The sequence below is a fragment of the Luteimonas sp. TWI662 genome (genome assembly GCF_039673825.1).
Lineage (GTDB): Bacteria > Pseudomonadota > Gammaproteobacteria > Xanthomonadales > Xanthomonadaceae > Luteimonas.
Genome location: NZ_JBDJMI010000014.1, coordinates 86,195 through 108,166 on the forward strand (window position 1 = coordinate 86,195; position 21,972 = coordinate 108,166).

The window sequence follows — 21,972 nt, forward strand, 5'->3', positions numbered from 1 at the left end:
ACTTCGCATAATGTACATTATGTTCTTTTCCTGTAGCGGCCCGGGCAAACAAGCCACCCGCCACAGATCCCCTTTTTGCCCACCCGTTGGTCCAGATGCGCATCCGGGCAAAACTGGAGACCAATGCATCATGAAGTCCCCTGTTTGGCCGATCCGGCGACAACCACCATCGGCTGTGAACGCTTGTACGACCGTTGCCTCGCTGAAGCCTGCGCTTAGATCGGCCATCAGTCCGTCTCCATGAGGCTGCTCTCCAGTCGCCTCATGGAGTGTCCGTATTCAGATGCGCGCCCCCGCACGTCATAGCACCTCGATCGCGGCCTGTTCCACCCACACCAGCTTGTCGGGGTTACGCATGATGAAGATGTCGGACAGGCGCCCAGTCTCGTCATAGGAGAAAGAGGCTGCCGCGGTCACCGTCCCCGTCGCGTCGCGCAGGATCAGGCCCAGGTGGCCATTGAAGATCACGCGCTCGAAGGCGTAGTCGGCCCACCAGATATGCAGGCCCGCTGCGATGAACCGCAGCACTTCGCCCTCCCCGACCATGATCCGGCGCGCCGCAGAAACCTTTCCGCCGCCGTCGGCGGCAAGGCGCACGTCTCGTGAGAGGAGCAGCGCAAGCTGCTCGGTCTGTCCGCTACGGATGGCGCGTTCGAAGGCGGTCAGCAGTTCAGTCTGTCGCGCCGGCGGTGTGATGTGCCGCACACGCGGATGCCCGACGTGCGCATGGGCGCGCGAGACGAGTTTCCGGCACGCCGGTTCCTGCATGTCCAGTGCCTTGGCGATGTCCGTGTAGTCCATCTCGAAGATCTCGTGCAGCAGGTAGGCCGCGCGTTCCTTCGGGGTCAGCCGTTCGAGCAGCAGCAGGAAGGCCGACGTCAGCGTCGACGCCAGCTCAGCGGCGGCCTGCGGCTCGATGTCGTCGGCAATGCGCAGTGGCTCGGGCAGCCAGGTGCCGACGTAGTCGACTCGGTTGCGATGGGCATTGCGCAGCAGGTCCAGACAATGCCGGGTGCACGCGGTGGTCAGCCAGGCGCCTGCGGACACGATCGTCGCGCGGTCGGCTCGCTGCCATTTCAGGTAGGTGTCCTGCACCGCATCTTCCGCATCGGCCCGCGAGCCGAGCAGCCGATACGCCAGGCCGAGCAGCCCAGGGCGGGCGTGATCGAATGCGGCGATGCCATCGTCGGGCCGATCGGTCATGTCAGTGATTGGCGATCGCGATGCGGTTCCACTGGTTGATCATCGCCACTTCCACGGTCAGCGCCGCGATCATCGGGTCTTCGAAGTGTGTGCGCAACTGCGTGCGCAACGCCCCGATGTCCGGCTCTCGATCGCCACCGAGACGCGTCAGTGCCTCCGTCCAGGCCAATGCGGCGCGTTCGGCCGGGGTGTAGTCCGTCATGTGCTGCCAGCCGGCGAGATGGTCGAGACGTGCGTTGGTCTCACCGTCCGCCCTCGCCTCACGGGTGTGCATGCGGATGCAATACGCGCAGCCGTTGATCTGTGAGGCGCGCAGATGAATCAGATGGCGCAAGGCCTGCGGTAGTCCGTGGCGATCGTTGGCTGTGTGCACGGCGAGTAGTGCGCGATAGACATCGGGCAATGCTCGGTCGACCGGCACCGGTTGTGAGGGGGAATCGGTGGCGTGCATCGTCAGTCTCCAGCGCGGGCGCGTGTGCCCGGATGCAGGTCTGACGATTCGGCGCGCTGGGCTGTGACGCGTCGACGGCTCCAGTGGCTGACGCACGGTTGCAGCCCACTCAGGCCGGCCACGCGATCCAGTCTCCGGGCGTCAACACCTGCACCGGGACATCCCGTTGTCGGGCGGCGGCACGGAGTGCGCCGATGGGATCGTCCACCTCGACGTAGGCCTCCATGTCACGAACCCCGTAATGGATCGGCACCAACGTGCGCGCGCCCAGAATCGCGGCCGTGGCCACTGCCTGCTCGGGCGTCAGCACACCGGGCAGGCCGCTGACGGGGCGTCGCCAGCCGAACCGAGCACCGTTGACCGGCAGGAACACCGCGTCGAACGGCCCGAACTGACGGCCGATCCGCCACCAATGGCCGTGCCATAGCGTGTCGCCGCCATGGAAAATGCGCCGCCCGCCAGCGGACACGACCCACGAGACCTGGGTGTCTCCATAGCCATCGACTGCTGGCACGGGCGTGGCGGTGAAGTCGCCGATCAGCTGCGGCTCCCAGAGCGGGCTGGGCCTGGCACGGACGCCGTCAGGCAACGGGCTGGGGTGGAGCCCGGCTGGATAGGCGAACACGCCGCCTTGTCGCAACGCAGATGCGGTCGCCTGGATATCGAAGTGGTCCGAATGGCCATGCGTGATCAGCACACTGGCCTCGCCGATGGCATCGCCCACCGGCACGAGTGTGTCTGGAAGCGAAGCGCCCCACGCCTGCGGATCGACGAGCGGGTCGATGAACAGTGTCGCCTCCGGCAATTGCAGCCGGATCCCCGCCCAGGCCAAACGCTGGATCCGCAGCGGTTTTGGTGCGGCCGCCGCGTTGCAGACCGCACTCGGCAGCACCATCGTCGCGGCCAGGCCCGTGCAGCCCGTCAGAAAGCGCCTGCGGCCGGAATCGACCGGCCGGGCGCGTGCGACGGCCCTCATGCGCCCTGCCCCATCGACGCCAGCGCCGCATCCAGCGCGAAGATGGATTGCGCGACGATCGCTTCGAGATTGTGGGTGTGCCATGCGCGCTCGAAGGCGACCGGCGCGACGCCCGGTGCGACACAGTCCTCGATCCGGATCTCGGCAATGCGTGCCGCGACCGCGTCCGGCGATGCCTGCCTGCGGATGCGCACGACGTGTCGCTGGATGGTGTCGAGATACTGTTAGGCGTGCTCGAGCACCGTTGCATCGAAGACGCCGATGTGTCCACCGATGATTCGCGCGCGCCCGAACTGACGGATCCGACCGATGGCGGCGCGCTGCAATTGCGGATCGGCTTTCGACAGGTACACGATGTTCCCGACGATGTTGTCGCCCACGCAGGCCAGATCAGCGCTCGGCACGTCCACGCTGACGTGATCCATGGACTTGCCCGGGTTGTAGAGCAGGCGCAACTGGTGCCGGCCCCAGCGCAGCGCCATGTCGTTGAAGACGAAGTCAGGTTCTCGGTAGAACGCGTCGACGCGGCGATTCTGCGACAGGAAGGTCTGCCGGTGGTGCCGGTGCGCCAGGACCCGAGCACCGGGAAATTGCACCAGGCCCGCGATGTGGTCACTCATGAAGTGTGTGGTCGCGATCAGGCGCACCGTCTTCCCCATCTGTCCGCACAAGGTGTCGCGCAGCCACGCCGCGTCGGCTTCGCTGCCCAGTGCATCGACCAGCAGCACCTCGTCGTGGTCGACGAACGCGGTGGCGACGGATTCGACCTCATCGCCGACAAACATCACTACATCCGAACACAATTCCTCGACGCGCATGGCAGTTGTCCTGTGGGAAGCCCGCGCATGGTCGCGATGCTGCGCGCACGCGACAAACGAGTTGTGTTGTCGTTCGCATCAGAAAAACTAACGCGATACGATGCTTGCCGCCTCGAACGGTCGCACCTCTTGTGAGATCTCGCCGCCCCGCTCCGCTCAATGCGCTCCGCACCTTCGAGGCGGCGGCGCGCCATCTGAGTTTCAATGCCGCGGCCCGTCAGTTGTTCGTGACCCCGGCCGCGGTCAGCCATCAGGTCAAGCAACTGGAGGCGTATCTCGGACTGCCTCTGTTCCAGCGTCATCACCGTGCGGTCGAGCTCACCGAAGCGGGTCAGGCACTGGCGGCGACGCTGGGCGAGGTGTTCGGGCATCTGGATCGGGCACTGGACCAGGCGATGTCCCAGGCCGCAACGGTGCTGCGGGTGACAACGCTCGAATCCTTCGCGGCGAAGTGGCTGGTGCCGCGGCTGCATCGTTTCCATCGGGTATGGCCAGGCATCCAGGTCCGGATCGAAACCGGCGACGCCCCGGCGGACTTCGTGCGCGATGGCCTCGATGTGGGGCTTCGCTATGGCGCCGGCGGCTATACGGAAGTGCATGCGGAACGCCTGATGGACGCGGCGGTGTTCCCCGTCTGCGCCCCTGCCCTGCTGCTCGGCCCGCATCCGCTGCGCACGCCTGCCGACCTGCGCCACCACACGCTCCTGCACGACCGGACTGCGGTCGGTCGGCCCGGCGTGCCCGGCTGGTCGGACTGGCTCGCGGCCGCAGGTGCCGCCGAGGCCGATACCGGCGCGGGACCGGTGTTCACCAGCGCCTATCTCGCGCAGGAAGCTGCGATCGCCGGGCACGGGGTTGCGCTGGGGATCGGTCCGCTGGTCGCGGACGACCTTCAGCAAGGCCGGCTGGTCCAACCCTACGCGCAGGCGTCGGAGAATGCGTACGCGTTCTGGCTGGTGCGCCGCGACACGCCGGTGCCGACGCCGGCCGTGGACGCGTTCTGCCAGTGGCTGCGCGATGAGGCCTCGAACGAGCGCGCCGTCGCCCGGTGATCGGGCGACGGCCGAAGGCCCTCCTCCGCGCCTGCGCGGGGGCTTTGCCTAGAATCGCGCGGCGTAACGCAGACTGAGCCGGGTGCCTTCGGAGCGATCCTTCGCCAGGGTCTCGACGTACGCCGCGGCGTGCAGTGAGACGGCGCCACGCGACCAGCCCAGTGCGGGCCCGACACCCACAATGCGCTCGCGTCCCGGTTGTGGAACGCCGTCGATGCGGTCGTCGGTGACCTGGACCAGCGCGTACAGCGCAGCGCCGATGCGCAGGTCCTGGCCAGCCGAACGCGAGATCGATGCGTTGAGATGCACCGCTTGCCCGGCCTGCACGTCGGCGGCGTCGAGGTCGGGCGCGGGATCGTGGTTGGCACGGGTCCACAGGTAGTGCACGCGACCGCTGAGCTCCCAGGCATCGGACCGCTCCCAGGTGAACGCGTAGTGCGGATTGAACTGCAGCACGTTGCGTCCCGCGTCCAGGCGGCCGGGCGTGCCGTAGCGTCCGGTGGGCAGGGTCACATTGAGGTTGAGGCGCTGCCAGAACGGCCGTCCGCCGAGGCGCGTCTGCGGCCATTGCAGAATCAGCGGACTGATGAAGACATCGCCGAGGCCGTGCGTGTGCACAGGGCTGTCGTGCGCGGGCGTGCTCTGCGCATGGACCCACGGCACGATGAGTTCCCCGCCCCAGTAGGCGCCCAGGACGCGGCGGTTGGAGATCACGCTGAGCTGGCCGAGCAGCGCTAGGGACTCGACCTCCGGTGCGCCGACCGTACGTTGCCCGCGGTCATCCCGAGACCGCTGCGCGCCATACGCCGACAAGGTCTGTTGGACCATCCAACCCGGCCCAGCGATTCCGTCCTGAAACGTACTGTCACCGAGGTTCACCGGCGGCAGCGTCACGTCCGCCTGCGCCTGGCACATCGATCCCCCGGCCAAGGCGAGCACAGCGATGCCGGCAATCGCCCTCATTGGCCTGGCGCCAACGGGTGCCGGCCGGCAGGCGTGGCGTGCATCGCCAGCAGGGCGATCAGCACCAGCGGCAGTGCCACCCAGTGCCAGCTCCCGGCGCTGGCCACGCCTGCGGCGAGTACCGGGCCGATGACGATCCCGACGTTATTGCCTTGCGTGGCCAGGCCCACGATCGAGCCGAGCGTGCCCGGTCGCCTGGCCAGGCGCGGCGCCGCATCGAAGATCGCGACCGGAATGAATGCCCCGACGAACGAGAACAGCACACACAACAGGTAAGCCAGTTCGCCGGGCAGTGGCAGGGCCAGAATGCCCAGACTGCACAGCGCCAGGGTCGCGAAGCTTGCGCGCAGGATCCGGGGCGCGTCGAGGCCGCGCTGCAGCAGCATGCCGCCGGCCAGACATCCGGCAGCGCCGGCCAGAACGGCGATCGCGCTGAGCATGCCGGCGGTGGATCCGCCGACCCCGAGACGCTCGCCAAGGAGCGTCGGCAGGAATCCGAACAGGGCGAAGAACATCGCGGTGTAGGCACAGAACTGGCCGGCGAGCCACCATGCGCCCCTGTCTTCGAGCACCCGTCGCAGGCCGTGCCGCCAGTGGCGGCCCTCGCCCTGCCCCTCGGTTGGACGCAGATCCCGTGTGCCCGACACCAGGACCAATGCATACACAGCCAGCAGGGCCGCATTCGCCCACCACAGGCCGCGCCATCCCAGGGTGGCCAGTCCCGGCGCCGCGAACAGCACAAGCGCCATCCCCAGGGGCATGAACATCGCCCACGCGGCGAACGCCTGCTTGCGTGTCGCGGGGGACGTTGCCGCCACCACCAGCACAGGCGCGGCCACGGTCACGGCGAGAAAACCCAGCCCTTCCAGCGCCCGTGCCGCCAGCAGCAGGCCAAGGCCCGGTGCCATCGCGCCCAGCGCCGAGCCGACCGCCTGCAGCAGCAGCCCGGCGACGACCGTCGGGCGCGCCTGAATCCGGTCCGACACCGCCCCGACCAGCACGCTGACCAGCGCCCCGACCATCGCGAACGCCGACAGCACCCAGGAGGCGGCCGACAAGTCCACGCCCAGATCCAGGCGGATCGATTCCAGCGCCAGGGTCGCCTTGCCCACCTGGAAGGCGGAGACGATGCCCGCACCAACGACCAGCGACAGCGCGAGCCGGTCCCTCGTGGCAGCCATGGGCACGGGCCCATCTAGGCGATGCGAGGTCATGGTGACGCCTCCCCTCGCAGCCCGGCGTGCCCGGCCAGGGCCGCGGCGATCCGGGCCACATGGGCGCCCTGGAACCGGGCGCCTTCCAGTTCGTTGGCGCTGGGCTGGCGATCGCGGTCGTTCTCTGCGCTGGCCAGCGTCGATGCCCCGTACGGCGTTCCGCCGGTCACCTCGTCCATGCGCAGCTGGCCCTTGAACGTGTACGGCAGGCCCACGATCACCATGCCCAGATGCAGCAACACGGTGTGGGTGGACTGGAGCGTGGTTTCCTGGCCGCCGTGTTGGCCGCCGGTCGATGTGAACGCACTGCCGACTTTCCCCACCAGCGCATCGCGGACCCAGAGTCCGCCGGTCTGGTCGAGGAAATTCTTCATCTGCGCGGCCATGTTGCCGTAGCGCGTCGGCGTGCCCACGACGATCGCGTCGTACTCCGGCAACTCGGCCACGGTCGCGACCGGAGCGGACTGGTCGGTTCTGTAACCCGCGCGGCTGGCCACGCCTTCGGGCACCAGTTCGGGCACCCGCTTGACCGCAACCTCGGCGCCGGCGCCCCGGGCGCCGTCGGCAACCGCGTGCGCCATCGTTTCGATATGGCCGTAGGCCGAGTAGTACAGCACCAGAACCCTGGGCATGCGAAGTATCTCCACGGGAATCGTGGCCACCTTCGCAGCGGCATCCGATCTACGGAAGTGCTAATATTTTGCTCGATCCGATCGATGGAATAGATCAATGATCGACGGCCTGACCCTTGACCAACTGCGCGTCCTGGTGGCCGTGGCCGACACCGGAAGCTTCCGCGCGGCCGCAAAGCGCATCCGGCGGGTGCAATCTGCGGTGAGTCACGCAATCGCAAGCCTGGAGACGCAATTGGGGGTACGCCTGTTCGACCGTTCCGGTCGTCGGCCGGCCCTGACCCCCGAGGGGCGTGCCCTGCTCGCCGATGCCCGGGGCATCGTGCTGCGGGCCGATGCGATGCGCGCCCGCGCACGCGGATTGGGCGAAGGTGTGGAACTGGGCCTGTCGCTGGTCGTCGATACGCTGTTCCCGATCCACGCGGTCGCCCACGCCCTCGACGCGATGCATCGACACTACCCGTCCGTTGCCGTGCGTCTGCGTGCAGCCCCATTGGGCGAGCCGCTGGCCGCGCTGCGCGAGGGACGTTGCACGCTCGCCATCACCGTGGGCGAAGAGTTCCGGGAGCCGGAGATCCAGCTCGAGGCTTTGTCGCCGGTGCCGTTCGTCGCGGTGGCCGCAGCCGGCCATCCGCTGGCCAGCCAGCCCGGCGGCCTGACGCCATCGGCGCTGGCCGAGCATCTGCAGATCGTGCTCGAAGACGCCAGCGCACGGAGCGCGGACAAGGATTTCGGCGTGCTGTCGCCCAGCACCTGGCGGGTGGCCGGACAGGACATCAAGCACGTGATGATCAGCGAAGGCCTCGGCTGGGGCCGGTTGCCGCTGTGGGCCGTCGAGGCCGAACTGGCGTCGGGACGGTTGAAGCGGCTCGATGTCCCCGCGCTCGGTCAACACGGGCGCGTGGATCTCGCGTCGTATCTGGCGCACCGCAACGACCGCCCGCTCGGGCCCGCCGCCCGCGTCATGCGCGCTGCGCTGCGTTCACTTGCTCAGGCAACCCGGGCCGATGGTGCGGAGGCAGCGTCGCAAGGCCAGATGCGCTGACGATCCACACCGCGCTGGTGTGACGCGGACCGTGGCGCCGTCCTGCATGCGCGCGCATCCGGCAGTCCTGCCCGCTGTGGCATGGCATCATCGGCGCCCCGTTCCATCATGACAGGCATTCGATGTCGCTTCGCCGCATTCTCCGGCCCGCAACTGCTGCCATGCTGCTGTCCACCGCGTGCGCTGCGGCGGCGCTCGCGCTCCTTCTGCTGCCAACGTCTCTGCACGCCGCCGACGCGCAGATGTCCAAGACCCGGGAAGACAGCGTGGCGATCGTTGCCGACATGCGGCGCGTGGTCACCGATCACGGTGTCGAACGCCTCGAGAAAGTCCGGATCGGCGGCATCGATCAATGGGTTTCCATTCGCGGCAGCGATCGCCGCAATCCCGTGCTGTTGATGCTCCACGGCGGCCCGGGTTGGGTGTCGATGCCGACGAGCTGGTACTTCCAGCGTGGCTGGGAGGAGTTTTTTACGGTCGTGCAGTGGGACCAGCGCGGCGCGGGCAAAACCTACGCGAGCCATGATCCCGACGCGATCGCCCCGACGATGACCCGCGAACGCATGGTGGCCGATGCCGTGGAGATGGTGGCCTGGCTGCGCGAGGCGTTCTCGCAGGACAGGATCTTCGTGCTGGGCCAGTCCTGGGGCAGTTATCTGGGACTCGAGGTGGCGCGACAGCGGCCGGAGTGGCTGCATGCCTACATCGGCGTCGGCCAGATCTCGAATGCACCGGAAAGCGAGCGTCGTGGCTGGGCATGGACGCTGGAACAGGCTCGCCAGGACGGCAATGCGGAAGCTGTCGAGGAATTGATGTCGCTGCAGCCCTACGCGCAGGGCACGGCGCCGGTCCCGCTGGACGATCTGTTCAAGCAACGCAAATGGCTCAACCACTACGGCGGCATGGTCCACAACCGCCGCGGCGGACAGGCCGAGGCTGCGGCCCTGTGGCTGGCACCCGAGTACACCGATGCCGATCTGGCAGCGGTCTGGGCCGGCAATGACTACTCGATGACGCATCTCCTGTCCGGGGTCCTGACGCTGGACATGACCACGATCCGCGAGCTCCAGACCCCGTTGTTCCTGTTCCTGGGTCGCCACGACCACAATGTGTCGTCCGAACTGGCGGCCGAATGGTTCGCGACCGTCGACGCGCCGTGCAAGGAACTGGTCTGGTTCGAGCAGTCGGCACACGAGGTCATGAACGAGGAACCGGGCAAGATGCTGCTCACGCTGGTGGCGCATGTGCGTCCGATGGCGACCGGGGCCGAAGGCCCCGGCGCATCGGTCCGGCGCTGCCGCCAAGACTAGACCGCGTCGGCTAGAACCAGGTCCTGACCCCGATCACCCAGCGCGTCTCGCGTCCGCTGCCGCCGTCGGCCTGCGCTAGCGCCCGGGTCTGGCCAAAGCTGCGCTCGTGCACGACGCCGATGTACGGCGCGAAGCGCCGGGTAACCTCGTAGCGCAACCGCAGACCGGCTTCGATCCCGTTCAGGCCGCTGCCGATCCGGCGCGAGGGATCCGACTCGCTGGCGGCCGAGAGCTCGACCGCCGGCTGCAGGATCAGGCGGTTGGTCAGCAACAATTCGTACTCGATCTCCAGCTCGGCGAGAACGCGGCCGCGATCGTCGACATGCGCCATTGCCGAGACTTCGAAGAAGTACGGCGCCAGCCCCTGCACGCCGAGACTTGCGTAGGTCTTGGCACGCCCCGGCGCGAACACGTGATGAGCGCCGGCGACGACGTCCCACCACGGCGACACGCTGCGGCCATAGAGCGCATCCAGCGAAGCGTCGTGGGTGCGGCCGGCCACGCGCTCGCCGGCGGACTTGAGCCACAAGCGGTGCAGATCGCCGCCGATCCAGCTGTCCACGTCCCAGCCCAGGCCATGGCCGTGATCGGTATCGAAGCCTTCGAGTCGGTCGACGCGTACAAGATGGCGGATCGCCGAATCGCCCATCGCATGGGGATGCAACGACGGAAATGCGGCCTCGCGATCGGCCTCAGTGAGCGCAGGAATTGGCGTGCGCGGAGGCGCATCCGCAGGCAAGTCGCCTGCCCCAGGCGCAGGTCCGGAGTGGCCCTCCATCTCGGCGGCTGCTGGGTGTCCTGCTGCAGCCTCCATCCTCGTGTGATCCATCCCTGCGTGATCCATCCCAGCATGATTCATTCTGGAGTGGTCCACCTGCGAATCATCGCGGGCGGGATGTCGGGCACTTGCGGGCATCGCCTGTTGCAGGCGGGCCGCATCGTCAACAGGTGTCTCGTGCGCCGTCCGATCCGCATGTACGCCACGGTCCGTCCGGGGATGCGGACGGGTCGTTTCCACAGTGGGTCGATGCGCGCCCTGCCCCGCTTGCTTGGGCGCAGCGGGGGCATGGTGCCGGTGTGCGGACGCGCCATGCGATGCGGCCGTCGACGGCGGTCGATGCGTTTCGCCATGGCCGTGGCCATGCGCGTGGTCCTGCGCCTGCGCGCCGCCTGCAACGAGCAGCGCAGCGGCGAGCAACGAGGGCATGCACCTGGGATGCGAGGTGGCGGCGCTCATTCGACCACCTGCACTTCGCGGAACATGCCCGCTTCCATGTGATACAGCAGGTGGCAGTGGAAGGCCCAGCGACCGAGCGCGTCGGCGCGCACGCGCAAGCTCCGGCGTGTACCGGGCGGCATGTCGACGGTGTGCTTGCGCAACTGAAAGCGGCCGTCGTCGTCCTCCAGGTCGCTCCACATGCCATGCAGGTGAATGGGATGGGTCATCATCGTGTCGTTGACCAGCACGATGCGCAGGCGCTCGCCGTAGTTCAGCCGCAGCGGCGCGGCGTCGCTGAACTTGATGCCGTCGAACGACCAGGCGAACTTCTCCATGTGGCCGGTCAGGTGCAGCTCGACATCGCGCGACGGCGCGCGGCCGTCCGGGTCGTCGAACAGGCTGCGCATCGCCCCGTAGGTCAGCACCGTGCGACCGTTGTCGCGCAGCCCGATGCCGGGATCGTCGAGCTTCGGCGCCGGGGTCATGGTCTGCATGTCGACGAGCGGGTTGCCGCGCTCGCTGTCGGGGTGCGCCTGCATCGGCATGGCACCATGCCCCATCGCGGCGTGGTCGTGGCCGCCATGCATCGCCGCAGCCTCGTGGCCGCCCTGATCCACGCCCTGCCCCGCACCGTGATCCATGCCATGCATGCCGCCGTGGCCCATGTCGTCCATGGTCAGGATCGGCCGTGGGTCGACCGCAGGGACCGGTGCGCGCAAGCCCTCCCGTACGGCGAGCGTGCCGCTGACGAAGCCGGTCCGGCCCATGTCCTGGGCGAAGATCGTGTAGGCATCCTGGCCTGAAGGCTCGACGATCACGTCGAAGGTCTCGGCCACGGCGATGCGGAACTCGTCGACCGTCACCGGGTGCACGTACTGGCCGTCGGCCGCGACGACGGTCATCTTCAGGCCCGGGATGCGGACGTCGAAGTAGGTCATCGCCGAGCCGTTGATGAAACGCAGGCGGATCTTCTCGCCGCTCCGGAACAGGGCGGTCCAGTTGCCTGGCGACGTCGTGCCGTTCATCAGGTAGGTGTAGGTGTGCGCATTGACGTCGGACAGGTCGGTCGGCGTCATCCGCATCTGCCCCCACGCGCGGCGATCGGCGAGCGTGGCGCGCCAGCCGTCGCGACGCACGTCGCGGGCGAAGTCGCCGGCCGTGCGCTTGTACCAGTTGTCGTGCTCGGCCATCTGCTTGAGCCGCGTGAACAGCGCATGCGGATCGAGGTCGGTCCAGTCGGTCAGCAGCACGACGTAGTCGCGGTCGTAGGCGAAGGGTTCGGGCGCGACCGGGTCGATGATCAGCGCGCCGTACATGCCCGCCTGTTCCTGGAACCCCGAATGGCTGTGGTACCAGTAGGTGCCGCCCTGGCGTACGTCGAAGCGATACTGGAACGTCTCGCCGCGATGGATGCCGTCGAAGCTCATGCCCGGCACGCCGTCCATGTTCGCCGGCAGCACGATGCCGTGCCAGTGCACCGAGGTCATGTCGCCGAAGATCGAGCCGGCCGGCAGCGCATTGCGCACGCGCAAGGTGACCGTCGTGCCTTCGCGCCAGCGCAGGATCGGCGCGGGCAGGCTGCCGTTGAGGGTCGCGGCCGGCCGAGTGCGGCCGGTGAAGTTCACCAGTGTCTCGCCGACCACCAGGTTGAAGTCGGTGCCGGCCAGGATCCGGCCGTGCGGGGATTGCAGTGCCCAGGACGGGCGCGGCCAGGCGCCGAGGCCGGCGGCCAGGCCACCGAGCGCCAGGCCCTGGACAAAACGGCGGCGCGCGGGATCGAAGCCGCCGCGGCCAGAGAACATATCGGAAGTCATCGCTACTCCATCCGTAGGGAGCCCGGTCACACGGGCGCTGCGCCCTGCCCCTCGCGGGGTGGGCGATCGATGCGGATCAGAGGTGGGCGATGGGAGGGCGGTTCGGTTGGACAGGGGCAGGATCTGCACGCACCTGCAGTCCGTGCGCGTCGTGGCGCGTCGGCCGGGGCAGCAGCATCAGTGGGCGGAGACGCGGCATGAGCGCGATGCTGCAGCCGTGGAGGCAACGGCAACCGTCGTCGTCGCACGCCGCGTGGGGTGTGTTGGCCCTGCCCGGTTCCGACGGCGCCTGCTCGGCATCGCCGTGACAAGGAGAAGCATCGGCGCCGCCTCCATGGCCGGCGTCGTGCGTCGCGATATCGCGCGGGATCGGGGGCGAAGCGAAGACGACGCCCGTCGCCTCGATCAGCAGCAGTGCGAGCAGCAGGATGCGGACGGCAGTGGCGGAGATCCGGGGCATCGGTGCCGATTATACCGGGCCGTCCCGCCCGGCACCGGCGAGCGGCACGCCCTCCGCATCCGCCTGTTGCCGGAGCAGCGCGACCAATGCCTCGGGCGTGAGCGGCCGCGAAACGAGATAGCCCTGCGCCTCGTCGCACTGCCATTCGCGGAGTCTGGCCATCTGCTCGGGCGATTCCACGCCCTCGGCGACCGTGCGATAGCCCAGTTCGGCCGACAGCTTGAGCACCGTCCTGACCAGCCGCGCGCGGCGCTCGCTGGTCTCGATGCCGGCGAGCAGCCCGCGGTCGATCTTGATCGTGGTGGCGGGCAGCTCGTTGAGATACGAGAAGTTGCTGTAGCCCGCGCCGAAATCATCGATCGCGATGTTGAACCCCTGCGCCTGCAGCGCGGCGAGCTGGGCGGCGACCCGGCCCTTGTCGCGCAGCCATTCGCCCTCGGTGACCTCCAGCTCCAGTCGCGGCGGCGCGACGCCGAACTCGCGGGCCAGCCCGGCGACGTAATCCGGCAACTGTCCATCGCGGAAATCCGCACCCGACAGGTTGACCGAGATGTCGAGCACGACCCCCTGCTGCTCCCAGGCCTGCAGTTGCACGAGCGCCTGGCGCAGCACCCAGCGGGTGACCAACGGCATCAGCGTCGTGCCTTCGATGACCGGGATGAACTCGTCGGGGGCGATGTCGCCGTACTCGGGATGCCGCCAGCGCAGCAAGGCCTCGACCGAGCGCAGACGCCCGGTCGACAGACGCAGCCGGGGCTGGTACATCAGCGAGAACTCATGCGTCTCCAGCGCGCGCTCGACCTGCGTGGCCAGGCGGTAATGACGTTGCAGGCGGGCGTCGCGATCACGGTCGTACGCGCACCACGTCGCGCCGGTCTCCAGCGACGCATGCATTGCGGTGACGGCACGGCGCAGCACATCGGCGGCATCGTCCGCGGAGAAACTCGCCACACCTGCGTGGAACACGGCCTGCAAGGTCAAGCCGCTGCTCACCACCGGCTCGCTGAGCCGCTCGCGCAGGTCTTCGAGGACCGCCGCGACGTCTCCTTCCGCCACGTTCGCCAGCACGAAGGCGAACCGGGTCACGCCGACGTGGTACAGCCGTGCGGTGTCGCCCAGGGCGTCGGTCAGGCGATAGCCCAACTGCCGGATGATCGATTCGACCGGCGCCACCCCCAGCGCCTGGTTCAAGCGGTGGGCGCTGGCCAGATCGAGCACGTCGATGATGCACAGGTACGACAGGGCCGGTATCCCGGGCGATGCATGCCGCAGCGATTCGCGCAGGTCCCAAGCCAGCTGCTGGCGGTTCGCCAGGCCGGTCACCGGGTCGCGCCGCCCCATCGACCGGAGCAGCGAGATCTGCCCCACCACCAGGTGCGCAAACGAACGTAGCTGCTCGCGCTCGACATCGTCCAGCCGGCGCGGCGCGTAGTCGATCAAGCAGATCGTTCCGACCTTGTAGCCGTCGCCGAGCACCAGCGGCGCACCGGCGTAGAACCGCATGCAAGGGGCCTGCGTGACCAGCGGATTGCGCGCGAACAGCGGGTCGGCGGTCAGGTCGCAGACCTCGTAGATGTCGTCCTGCTCGATTGCATACGTGCAGACCGAGATCTCGCGGCTGCTCCCGCGCAGCTCGGTGCCGACACAGGACAGGAAGTGCTGGTCCACCTCGTCGACCAGGGAGATGAGGACCGTCTTCACCCGGAATGCGAACGCAGCCAGGGACACGATTCTGTCCAACTCAGGATGCCCCGCCAGCGACAACAGATCCAGACTGCGGATCAACGCGATCCGGTCGGCCTCATGCATCGATCTCACGTCCGTCTCCCCCCTAGGCGCCTGGCGAAACGCTACTCCTGTGGCGTCGATCCGTCATGACGGCAGTGTGCCGCGCGGGACAACAAAAAAAACGGGCCGCTTCGCATCGAAGCAACCCGTTCGCAGAGCGTTGAGTGGCGTCCCCACGGGGATTCGAACCCCGGTGTCCACCGTGAAAGGGTGGTGTCCTAGGCCTCTAGACGATGGGGACGCAGAAGCCTGCATCATGTCGCGGACCGGCCTTGTGGTTCGCGACGAAATTGTGGTGGAGCCAGGCGGGATCGAACCGCCGACCTCCTGCATGCCATGCAGGCGCTCTCCCAGCTGAGCTATGGCCCCACAGTGGGAAGCGCGAAATTGTAGGGATGCCGTGCGGCAACGTCAACAAGTTTTCGCTTCCATCTCACTCGCAACTTGCGGCCTCCGGGTGGGTGCCTTCAGCCGAGAAGTTCGGCTTCGTTCCGAGCGAGGCGCGCATCATCCAGATTCGGACGCAAAGTTGCAACCCCATGGCCCTGCTCCACCAGATATTGCAGCCACTTGCCCAGGAACGTGTTCATGCGCAAGCGGTGGTCGACCACTTCGGCCGGCGGCGGAAACATGCCGATGACGTCCTGCCAGCGCCGGCCGACGTAGCAATGCGTCGCCTCGACCTGGCCGGCGTCGCGATACAGGCGCAGGTGCGCGGAGGGGTCCGGCTCGCCGGTCAGCGGATCGAGCATGGTGTAGCTCAGCCGCAGTTCGGTGGTGTAGCGATGCTGCGCGATCACGTCGAGTCGGACCGTCGGCGTACCCGGCGCCTGTGACAGGTAGGGGCCGGGAGACAGGTCGCCGGGATGGAACAGCCGGGTGAGCCGGACGTGGTTCTCGGCATACAGCGCCATCAGCCAGCCGAAGCGGCCCAGTGCGGGCATTCGGACACGAGTGGAGTCGACATTGGCCATGACGCGATCCTACACGCCGTGCAGTGAACCGCCCGGCAGCCCCGGTCCGCGCAGCGTCAGTACATCACCCGCTCGATGCCCAGGGTCGACATCACCTTGCTGGAAATCTCCTCGATCGAGGTATGGGTGGTGCTCAGCACCGGAATGCGCTCGGCCCGGAACAGCGACTCGGCGGCGCTGACCTCGTGGCGGCAGGTCTCGAGCTTGGCGTAGCGCGAGTTCGGGCGCCGCTCCTGGCGGATCTGGGCCAGGCGCACCGGGTCGATCGTCAGTCCGAACAGCTTGGCCCGGTGCGCGCGCAGCCGCGGCGGCAGCCGATCGTGCTCGAGATCCTCGTCGGTGAGCGGATAGTTCGCCGCGCGCACGCCGTGGTGCAGCGCCAGGTAGATGCAAGTCGGCGTCTTGCCGGCGCGCGACACCGCCACCAGGATCACATCGGCCTCGTCGTAGTTGACCGACATGCCGTCATCGTGTGCGAGCGCGAAGTTCATCGCGTTGATGCGGCGGTGGTAGGTGTCGAAGTCCACCATGCCGTGGGCGCGCCCGACGCGCGACTCGCGCGCCTCGACCAGTTCGCGCTCCAGCGGCTCGATGAACGGCGCGAACACGTCGAGCACCAGGGCCCCGCTCTCCTCCAGGATGGTCGCCAGGCCCGGGTCGACGCAGGAGCTGACGACGATCGGACGTGCCCCCATGGCCTCGCCACGGGCGCGGATCAGCGCCGCGACTTCGCGCGCGCGCTCGGCGTTGTCGACGAACGGAATCCGGTTGGTGCTGAACTGCGTGCCGCTGAACTGGGTCAGCAGGCTGTGGCCGATGGTCTCGGCGGTGATACCGGTGCCATCTGAGACGTAGAACACGGGACGGGATGTCGGCATGACGGAAGCCGTCGCATCGGCGAGCGCCGCGGCGCCCGGGAGGGCTAAAATAACCCGTCTCAGCCGGACCCGCCGGTCCGGTCTCCCCGATCACGCGACACGGAGCCTCCTCTTGAGCGCCAATATCCTGTGGCTGCACGACCTTCGACTCACCGACCTGGCCCAGGTCGGCGGCAAGAATTCTTCCCTCGGCGAGATGATCGGCAACCTGGCCAAGCTGGGCGTCTCGGTCCCCGGGGGCTTCGCCACGACGGCCGACGCGTTCAAGGCGTTCATTGCGCACAACGATCTGCACCAGCGCATCTTCGACCGGCTCGCGCCGCTCGATGTCGAGGACGTGGGCGCGCTGACCGCCGCTGGCCGCGAGATCCGCAGCTGGGTCACCCAGGCCCCGTTGCAGCCCGAGCTGGACGCCGACATCCGCGCCGCCTACGAAAAGCTGGCGTCGGAGAACGGCGGCGGCGACATCGCCGTGGCCGTGCGCTCGTCGGCCACCGCTGAGGACCTGCCCGACGCCTCGTTCGCGGGCCAGCAGGAGACCTTCCTCAACGTCACCGGCGCCGACGACGTCGTGCACAAGGTCAAGGAGGTCTTCGCCAGCCTCTACAACGACCGCGCGATCGCCTACCGCGTCCACCACGGCTTCAAGCACGAGGACGTGTTCCTGTCGGCCGGCGTGCAGCTGATGGTGCGCTCGGACATCGGCGCCTCGGGCGTGCTGTTCACGCTCGACACCGAGTCGGGCTTCCGCGATGTGGTGTTCGTGACCTCGAGCTTCGGCCTGGGCGAGATGGTCGTCCAGGGCGCGGTCAATCCCGACGAGTTCTACGTCTACAAGCCGACGCTCAAGGCGGGCAAGCCGGCGATTCTGCGCCGCTCGATCGGTGCCAAGCAGCTGCGGATGGTCTACTCCGACGTCCCCGGCGAGCGGGTACGCACCGAGGACACGCCGGCCGAACTGCGCAACACCTTCTCCCTCGACGATGAGGACGTGCAGGAACTCGCACGTCAGGCGTTGATCATCGAAGAGCACTACCAGCGCCCGATGGACATCGAGTGGGCGAAGGACGGCGCCAGCGGCAAGCTGTTCATCGTGCAGGCGCGTCCGGAGACGGTGAAGTCGCGCGCCAAGAACACCCAGATCGAGCGTTTCTCGCTGGAGCAGCGCGGCGACGTGGTCTGCGAGGGCCGCGCGATCGGCCAGAAGATCGGCGCGGGCGTGGCGCGCGTGGTCCGCCGGCTCGAGGACATGGATCGGGTGCAGCCGGGCGACGTGCTGGTGGCCGACATGACCGATCCGGACTGGGAGCCGGTGATGAAGCGTGCTTCGGCGATCGTCACCAATCGCGGCGGCCGCACCTGCCACGCCGCGATCATCGCTCGCGAGCTCGGCGTGCCGGCCGTCGTCGGTACCGGCAATGCGCTGGAAACGATCGAGGACGGCCAGGAAGTCACGGTCAGCTGCGCCGAGGGCGACACCGGCTACATCTATGCCGGCAAGCTGCCGTTCGATCGCACCACGACCGATCTGACCTCGATGCCCGAGGCGCCGCTGAAGATCATGATGAACGTCGCCAACCCCGAGCGCGCGTTCGACTTCGGCCAGTTGCCCAACGCCGGCATCGGCCTGGCACGGCTGGAAATGATCATCGCCGCGCACATCGGCGTGCACCCCAATGCGCTGCTGCAGTACGACCGGCAGGATGCGGCGACCAAGAAGAAGATCGACGCCAAGACCATCGGCTACCGCAGCCCGGTCGACTTCTACGTCGACCGCCTGGCCGAAGGCATCGCGACGCTGACTGCCTCGGTCGCGCCCCATCCGGTGATCGTGCGCCTGTCGGACTTCAAGTCCAACGAGTACGCCAACCTGATCGGCGGCAGCAACTTCGAGCCGCACGAAGAGAACCCGATGATCGGCTTCCGCGGCGCCAGCCGCTACGTGGACGATTCGTTCGCCGAAGCGTTCGCGCTCGAATGCCGCGCGGTGCTCAAGGTCCGCAACACGATGGGCCTGGAGAACCTGTGGGTGATGATCCCGTTCGTGCGCACGCTCGACGAGGGACGCAAGGTCGTCGAGGTGCTGGAGAAGAACGGCCTGAAGCAGGGCGAGAACGGCCTGAAGATCATCATGATGTGCGAAGTCCCGTCCAACGCGCTGCTGGCCGACGAGTTTCTCGACATCTTCGACGGCTTCTCGATCGGCTCCAACGATCTCACCCAGCTCACGCTGGGCCTGGATCGCGACTCGTCGATCGTCGCGCACCTGTTCGACGAACGCGACCCGGCGGTCAAGAAGCTGCTGTCGATGGCGATCAAGGCCGCACGCGCGAAGGGCAAGTACGTGGGCATCTGCGGCCAGGGCCCCTCGGACCATCCGGACCTGGCGCAATGGCTGATGGAAGAAGGCATCGAGTCGGTGTCGCTCAACCCCGATACCGTGGTCGATACCTGGCTGCGGCTCGCGAAGTCGAAGGCACGCGCGGGCTGACCGCCCTGCCCCACGAAAAGCCCGGGATGTTCCCGGGCTTTTTTGTGGCTCTTTGCGAGGTCAGGGACATCTTGCTTTTCCACTGCCTCCTCTCCGGAACGCGCGTCGCGCCGGCCGGGGATTGCTCCCCGGCTCGGTCAGCCATCCATGGCTGACTCGCCGCCGCGGGCCATCCATGGCCCGCTATCGCAGCCCCCGACCAGCACGACGCACTGAGCCTGCCAGTGCGCGATTTCTCCCAGCATGCGACGTTGCGTTTACTCGAAGCCGGAGCGCACACGTCTGCAGCAGCGGACTGACGGTCGGTGGCCGCGCCAAGCGCGCCATGGGTGAGCCCGTTCTGCTTGCGCGGCATGCCGCGCGAGCGGGCGAACGCCCGGCGTGCTACGCCGGGCCGGACCAATCCGCAAAGCGGAGCGCGCGCGCCCGAGTCAGGACAGGGTGAGCATGGATGGCGTGCGCGGCACTGCCGCGCATCCATGCGAACGCCACGCGTGCTTCGCGTGGCCGGACCGCGAAGCGGCCTGCCGAGGGAAGAGCGGCTACCGGGCGGCAGGCCGATGCCTATCCGAAGTGGCCCCCGCAACGGCTCGCGCAGCGAGCACTAGAGCCGTGCACCTTTCTACCGCAGGCAGAGAATCAAGGCTGCGCCAGCGCCGCCATGTGGCGCCGGTAGTGCCGGAGCTCGTCGATCGAATCGTGCACATCGCTCAGCGCCGTATGCGCCGAATGCTTGGTGAAGCCCGACAGGATCTGCGGCGCCCAGCGGCGCGCCAACTCCTTGAGCGTGCTCACGTCCAGGTTGCGGTAGTGGAAGAACTTCTCCAGCGCCGGCATCTGCCGGTGCAGGAAGCGCCGGTCCTGGCAGATCGAATTGCCGCACATCGGCGAACGACCCGGCTCGACCCACTGCTGCAGGAACGCCAACGTGCGCGCCTGCGCCTCGGCCAGGCCGACGCCTTGCTCCAGCGAACGCGCCCACAGCCCCGAGCGCGTGTGCTGGTTGCGGTTCCAGTCGTCCATCGCCTCGAGCACATCGAGCGGCTGCACGATGGCCAGCTCCGGACCTTCGGCCAGCACGTTGAGATCGCCATCGGTGATCACGGTGGCGATCTCGAGGATCTGGTCGTGGTCGGTGTCCAGACCGGTCATCTCCAGATCGATCCAGATCAACCGGGTGTCGCTGTGCCTGTCGGCATTCATGGGCAGGTCGCCATCGCTGTCGTGGCACGCATGATATCGCAGCGGTCCCCACCCCTCGCCCGCGATCAACGCGGCGGACGCCCGCGCTTGCGACGGAAGTAGTTCGTCAGCATGGGCCCGGCGACCTCGGCCAGCACCCCGCCCGTCACCTCGGCCCGGTGGTTGTGCCGCGGATCGCCCAGCACGTCGAACACGCTGCCCGCCGCGCCGGTCTTGGGGTCGAAGGCCCCGAACACCACGCGCGCGATCCGCGCATGGATCATCGCCATCGCACACATCGCGCAGGGCTCGAGCGTGACCACCAGCGTGCAGCCGACGAGCCGGTGATTGCCCAGGAGCCGGCCCGCGCGGCGCATCGCCACCACTTCGGCATGCGCGCTGGGATCGTGCTCGGCGATGTTGCGATTCCAGCCCTCGCCGATGACCTCGCCCTGCGGCGACACGACCAGCGCGCCGACCGGAATCTCGTCGTCCTCGGCCATCGCCCGCTCAGCGAGCGACAGCGCCCGGCGCATCCATGTCGCGTCCGCAGCGGCGGCATCGGTCAGAGAGGGCGCGTGCAGGTCCGGCATGCCGGCATTATGGCCCGTGGCCTGCTGCACATCCCAGGCCCTGCATGCACTTGCATGGCAAGGCCCGGGCCCCGGTGGCCTCAGACGCTGCCTTCCTGCTCGTGCATGGTGATCAACGACTCCATGAGGTCTTCCTCCGCGCTCGAGCACACGCCGAGCAGCAAGGCTTCCTCGCAGCCGGTGTCGACGATGTAGGCATGCCCCATCTGGCTGTCGATGTAGATGCCCTCGCCTGCGCTGAGCACCACCGGGTCGTAGAACTCGCTGTGCACCTGGATCCGGCCTTCGAGCACGTGGATGTACTCCTCGCCGGGATGGCGCACCAGATCGCCGAACTCGGCCGTCGTCTTGGCACGGACCCGGGTGAGGATCGGGATCATCCGTTTGCGCCGCAACTCGGTGCACAGATAGAAGTAATCGTAGTTGTCGGTCTTGACCCGCAAGGCCTTGTCCAGCGTGCCGATGCTGCGGCGGGCGGTGACCGCCTGCGGCGCGGCGCCCGGCTCGGGTTCGGCAAACAGCTCCGACACGCGCATGTTCAGGCGCTGCGCCAAGTGCTGGAGCTTGTCGTAGGTCAGGGTCAGACGATCGTGCTCGATCTTCGACAGGGTGGACAGGGGGATGGCGGTGTGTTCGCTCATCTCCCTGAGCGTCCAGCCCCTGCGCGTGCGCAAGCCGCGCAGCAGGGTTCCGAGCGTGGGGCTCTTCGGACTCATCGACAGGCCTTGGTGATTCCCAGTGAAGTGACCGGCACGATACTACGGCCGGATGAACACCATCCTGATCAGGATGTTTTTTTGGTTCATCGCTGAATTCCGGGGAAGGCTGCGCGGATCTTCAGGAAGAAGTACTCCTGATCGCGGTATCCGTAGGCGCGGCGTTTGATGACCTTGATGGTGTTGTTGATGC

Annotated in this window: 22 protein-coding genes and 2 tRNA genes; 4 read left to right on the top strand and 20 right to left on the bottom strand. The window is 67.7% G+C overall.

Annotation, left to right across the window (positions count from 1 at the left end):
* Positions 1-300: 300 nt before the first annotated feature.
* From sigJ to ABE488_RS11285, 5 genes are all read right to left on the bottom strand, one after another.
* The gene (gene sigJ / locus ABE488_RS11265) at positions 301-1,203 is read right to left on the bottom strand and encodes an RNA polymerase sigma factor SigJ (protein ID WP_346448413.1); all 903 of its coding nucleotides are present in this window, start codon (positions 1,201-1,203) and stop codon (positions 301-303) included.
* A 1-nt stretch (position 1,204) separates the two neighbouring features.
* Entirely contained in the window at positions 1,205-1,654 is a 450-nt protein-coding gene (locus ABE488_RS11270) for a carboxymuconolactone decarboxylase family protein (protein ID WP_346448415.1), read from the bottom strand.
* Between the two features lie 109 nt (positions 1,655-1,763).
* Positions 1,764-2,630: an MBL fold metallo-hydrolase gene (locus ABE488_RS11275; protein WP_346448417.1), complete on the bottom strand. Its 867-nt coding sequence runs from the start codon at positions 2,628-2,630 to the stop codon at positions 1,764-1,766.
* Positions 2,627-2,824: a hypothetical protein gene (locus ABE488_RS11280; protein WP_346448418.1), complete on the bottom strand. Its 198-nt coding sequence runs from the start codon at positions 2,822-2,824 to the stop codon at positions 2,627-2,629. Before ABE488_RS11280 ends, ABE488_RS11275 begins: the two co-directional genes overlap by 4 nt.
* A 30-nt stretch (positions 2,825-2,854) precedes the next feature.
* Positions 2,855-3,448 (bottom strand): MBL fold metallo-hydrolase, encoded by a 594-nt coding sequence (locus tag ABE488_RS11285; protein ID WP_346448420.1) that lies wholly within the window; start codon positions 3,446-3,448, stop codon positions 2,855-2,857.
* Positions 3,449-3,579: 131 nt separating this feature from the next.
* Between ABE488_RS11285 and gcvA the strand changes: the two genes are divergently transcribed.
* Positions 3,580-4,500, top strand: a complete 921-nt coding sequence (gcvA, locus tag ABE488_RS11290; protein ID WP_346448421.1) for a transcriptional regulator GcvA — start codon at positions 3,580-3,582, stop codon at positions 4,498-4,500.
* Positions 4,501-4,548: 48 nt separating this feature from the next.
* Here the strand turns inward: gcvA and ABE488_RS11295 are convergent, their stop codons facing one another.
* The 3 genes from ABE488_RS11295 to wrbA are packed head-to-tail and all read right to left on the bottom strand — an operon-like array spanning position 4,549 to position 7,309.
* The gene (locus tag ABE488_RS11295; RefSeq protein ID WP_346448423.1) at positions 4,549-5,463 is read right to left on the bottom strand and encodes a transporter; all 915 of its coding nucleotides are present in this window, start codon (positions 5,461-5,463) and stop codon (positions 4,549-4,551) included.
* Entirely contained in the window at positions 5,460-6,644 is a 1,185-nt protein-coding gene (locus ABE488_RS11300; RefSeq protein ID WP_346448425.1) for an MFS transporter, read from the bottom strand. The genes ABE488_RS11295 and ABE488_RS11300 overlap by 4 nt, the downstream gene beginning before the upstream one ends.
* Positions 6,645-6,673: 29 nt before the next feature.
* On the bottom strand, positions 6,674-7,309 hold the full coding sequence (wrbA, locus tag ABE488_RS11305) for an NAD(P)H:quinone oxidoreductase (RefSeq protein WP_346442483.1): 636 nt from the start codon (positions 7,307-7,309) through the stop codon (positions 6,674-6,676).
* Between the two features lie 97 nt (positions 7,310-7,406).
* Here wrbA and ABE488_RS11310 point away from each other — a divergent pair, with 97 nt between their 5' ends.
* Positions 7,407-8,354, top strand: a complete 948-nt coding sequence (locus ABE488_RS11310; RefSeq protein WP_346448426.1) for a LysR family transcriptional regulator — start codon at positions 7,407-7,409, stop codon at positions 8,352-8,354.
* A gap of 161 nt (positions 8,355-8,515) precedes the next feature.
* Positions 8,516-9,664, top strand: coding sequence for an alpha/beta fold hydrolase (locus ABE488_RS11315; protein ID WP_346448428.1), 1,149 nt, complete (start codon positions 8,516-8,518; stop codon positions 9,662-9,664).
* Positions 9,665-9,674: 10 nt separating this feature from the next.
* On the opposite strand, the gene ABE488_RS11320 is transcribed toward ABE488_RS11315, so the two are convergent.
* The 8 genes from ABE488_RS11320 to ABE488_RS11355 all read right to left on the bottom strand — a co-directional run bounded on the left by ABE488_RS11320 (position 9,675) and on the right by ABE488_RS11355 (position 16,797).
* Complete coding sequence (locus ABE488_RS11320; RefSeq protein ID WP_346448429.1) at positions 9,675-10,313, bottom strand: copper resistance protein B; 639 nt, start codon at positions 10,311-10,313, stop codon at positions 9,675-9,677.
* A gap of 584 nt (positions 10,314-10,897) precedes the next feature.
* Entirely contained in the window at positions 10,898-12,697 is a 1,800-nt protein-coding gene (locus ABE488_RS11325) for a copper resistance system multicopper oxidase (protein WP_346448431.1), read from the bottom strand.
* Between the two features lie 76 nt (positions 12,698-12,773).
* A complete protein-coding gene (locus ABE488_RS11330; RefSeq protein ID WP_346442475.1) occupies positions 12,774-13,157 on the bottom strand; it encodes a CopL family metal-binding regulatory protein in 384 nt (127 codons plus the stop codon).
* 9 nt (positions 13,158-13,166) lie between these two features.
* Positions 13,167-14,966 (bottom strand): GGDEF and EAL domain-containing protein, encoded by a 1,800-nt coding sequence (locus tag ABE488_RS11335; RefSeq protein ID WP_346448446.1) that lies wholly within the window; start codon positions 14,964-14,966, stop codon positions 13,167-13,169.
* A gap of 144 nt (positions 14,967-15,110) precedes the next feature.
* Positions 15,111-15,186, bottom strand: a tRNA-Glu gene (locus ABE488_RS11340).
* A 52-nt stretch (positions 15,187-15,238) separates the two neighbouring features.
* Positions 15,239-15,314 (bottom strand) — tRNA-Ala (locus tag ABE488_RS11345).
* Between the two features lie 98 nt (positions 15,315-15,412).
* A complete protein-coding gene (locus ABE488_RS11350) occupies positions 15,413-15,919 on the bottom strand; it encodes a DUF1249 domain-containing protein (protein WP_346448433.1) in 507 nt (168 codons plus the stop codon).
* A 56-nt stretch (positions 15,920-15,975) separates the two neighbouring features.
* Complete coding sequence (locus ABE488_RS11355) at positions 15,976-16,797, bottom strand: pyruvate, water dikinase regulatory protein (protein ID WP_346448435.1); 822 nt, start codon at positions 16,795-16,797, stop codon at positions 15,976-15,978.
* 112 nt (positions 16,798-16,909) lie between these two features.
* Between ABE488_RS11355 and ppsA the strand changes: the two genes are divergently transcribed.
* Positions 16,910-19,288, top strand: a complete 2,379-nt coding sequence (ppsA, locus tag ABE488_RS11360; protein ID WP_346448436.1) for a phosphoenolpyruvate synthase — start codon at positions 16,910-16,912, stop codon at positions 19,286-19,288.
* A gap of 639 nt (positions 19,289-19,927) precedes the next feature.
* On the opposite strand, the gene orn is transcribed toward ppsA, so the two are convergent.
* The 4 genes from orn to ABE488_RS11380 all read right to left on the bottom strand — a co-directional run.
* A complete protein-coding gene (gene orn, locus ABE488_RS11365) occupies positions 19,928-20,491 on the bottom strand; it encodes an oligoribonuclease (RefSeq protein WP_241946213.1) in 564 nt (187 codons plus the stop codon).
* Positions 20,492-20,556: 65 nt separating this feature from the next.
* Positions 20,557-21,063 (bottom strand): tRNA adenosine(34) deaminase TadA, encoded by a 507-nt coding sequence (gene tadA, locus ABE488_RS11370; protein ID WP_346448438.1) that lies wholly within the window; start codon positions 21,061-21,063, stop codon positions 20,557-20,559.
* 80 nt (positions 21,064-21,143) lie between these two features.
* A complete protein-coding gene (locus ABE488_RS11375; RefSeq protein ID WP_346442466.1) occupies positions 21,144-21,779 on the bottom strand; it encodes a helix-turn-helix domain-containing protein in 636 nt (211 codons plus the stop codon).
* Positions 21,780-21,865: 86 nt separating this feature from the next.
* Positions 21,866-21,972: transposase (locus ABE488_RS11380; RefSeq protein WP_346448448.1), on the bottom strand; the 107-nt coding region annotated here is incomplete at its 5' end.

Bases quoted from the DNA above. Each gene is read 5' to 3' on its own strand.
- ABE488_RS11320 (WP_346448429.1), bottom strand. From the start codon at position 10,313: ATGGGCGATTCGGCGATCCGCCATCTTGTACGCGTCGACCGACTCGAA.
- ABE488_RS11325 (WP_346448431.1), bottom strand. From the start codon at position 12,697: ATGACTTCCGATATGTTCTCTGGCCGCGGCGGCTTCGATCCCGCGCGC.
- ABE488_RS11295 (WP_346448423.1), bottom strand. From the start codon at position 5,463: ATGAGGGCGATTGCCGGCATCGCTGTGCTCGCCTTGGCCGGGGGATCG.
- ABE488_RS11285 (WP_346448420.1), bottom strand. From the start codon at position 3,448: ATGCGCGTCGAGGAATTGTGTTCGGATGTAGTGATGTTTGTCGGCGAT.
- tadA (WP_346448438.1), bottom strand. From the start codon at position 21,063: ATGCCGGACCTGCACGCGCCCTCTCTGACCGATGCCGCCGCTGCGGAC.
- ABE488_RS11300 (WP_346448425.1), bottom strand. From the start codon at position 6,644: ATGGCTGCCACGAGGGACCGGCTCGCGCTGTCGCTGGTCGTTGGTGCG.
- ABE488_RS11270 (WP_346448415.1), bottom strand. From the start codon at position 1,654: ATGCACGCCACCGATTCCCCCTCACAACCGGTGCCGGTCGACCGAGCA.
- ABE488_RS11350 (WP_346448433.1), bottom strand. From the start codon at position 15,919: ATGGCCAATGTCGACTCCACTCGTGTCCGAATGCCCGCACTGGGCCGC.
- orn (WP_241946213.1), bottom strand. From the start codon at position 20,491: ATGAATGCCGACAGGCACAGCGACACCCGGTTGATCTGGATCGATCTG.
- ABE488_RS11355 (WP_346448435.1), bottom strand. From the start codon at position 16,797: ATGCCGACATCCCGTCCCGTGTTCTACGTCTCAGATGGCACCGGTATC.
- ABE488_RS11315 (WP_346448428.1), top strand. From the start codon at position 8,516: ATGCTGCTGTCCACCGCGTGCGCTGCGGCGGCGCTCGCGCTCCTTCTG.
- wrbA (WP_346442483.1), bottom strand. From the start codon at position 7,309: ATGCCCAGGGTTCTGGTGCTGTACTACTCGGCCTACGGCCATATCGAA.
- ABE488_RS11330 (WP_346442475.1), bottom strand. From the start codon at position 13,157: ATGCCCCGGATCTCCGCCACTGCCGTCCGCATCCTGCTGCTCGCACTG.
- ABE488_RS11310 (WP_346448426.1), top strand. From the start codon at position 7,407: ATGATCGACGGCCTGACCCTTGACCAACTGCGCGTCCTGGTGGCCGTG.
- sigJ (WP_346448413.1), bottom strand. From the start codon at position 1,203: ATGACCGATCGGCCCGACGATGGCATCGCCGCATTCGATCACGCCCGC.
- ABE488_RS11275 (WP_346448417.1), bottom strand. From the start codon at position 2,630: ATGAGGGCCGTCGCACGCGCCCGGCCGGTCGATTCCGGCCGCAGGCGC.
- ABE488_RS11375 (WP_346442466.1), bottom strand. From the start codon at position 21,779: ATGAGTCCGAAGAGCCCCACGCTCGGAACCCTGCTGCGCGGCTTGCGC.
- ABE488_RS11335 (WP_346448446.1), bottom strand. From the start codon at position 14,966: ATGCATGAGGCCGACCGGATCGCGTTGATCCGCAGTCTGGATCTGTTG.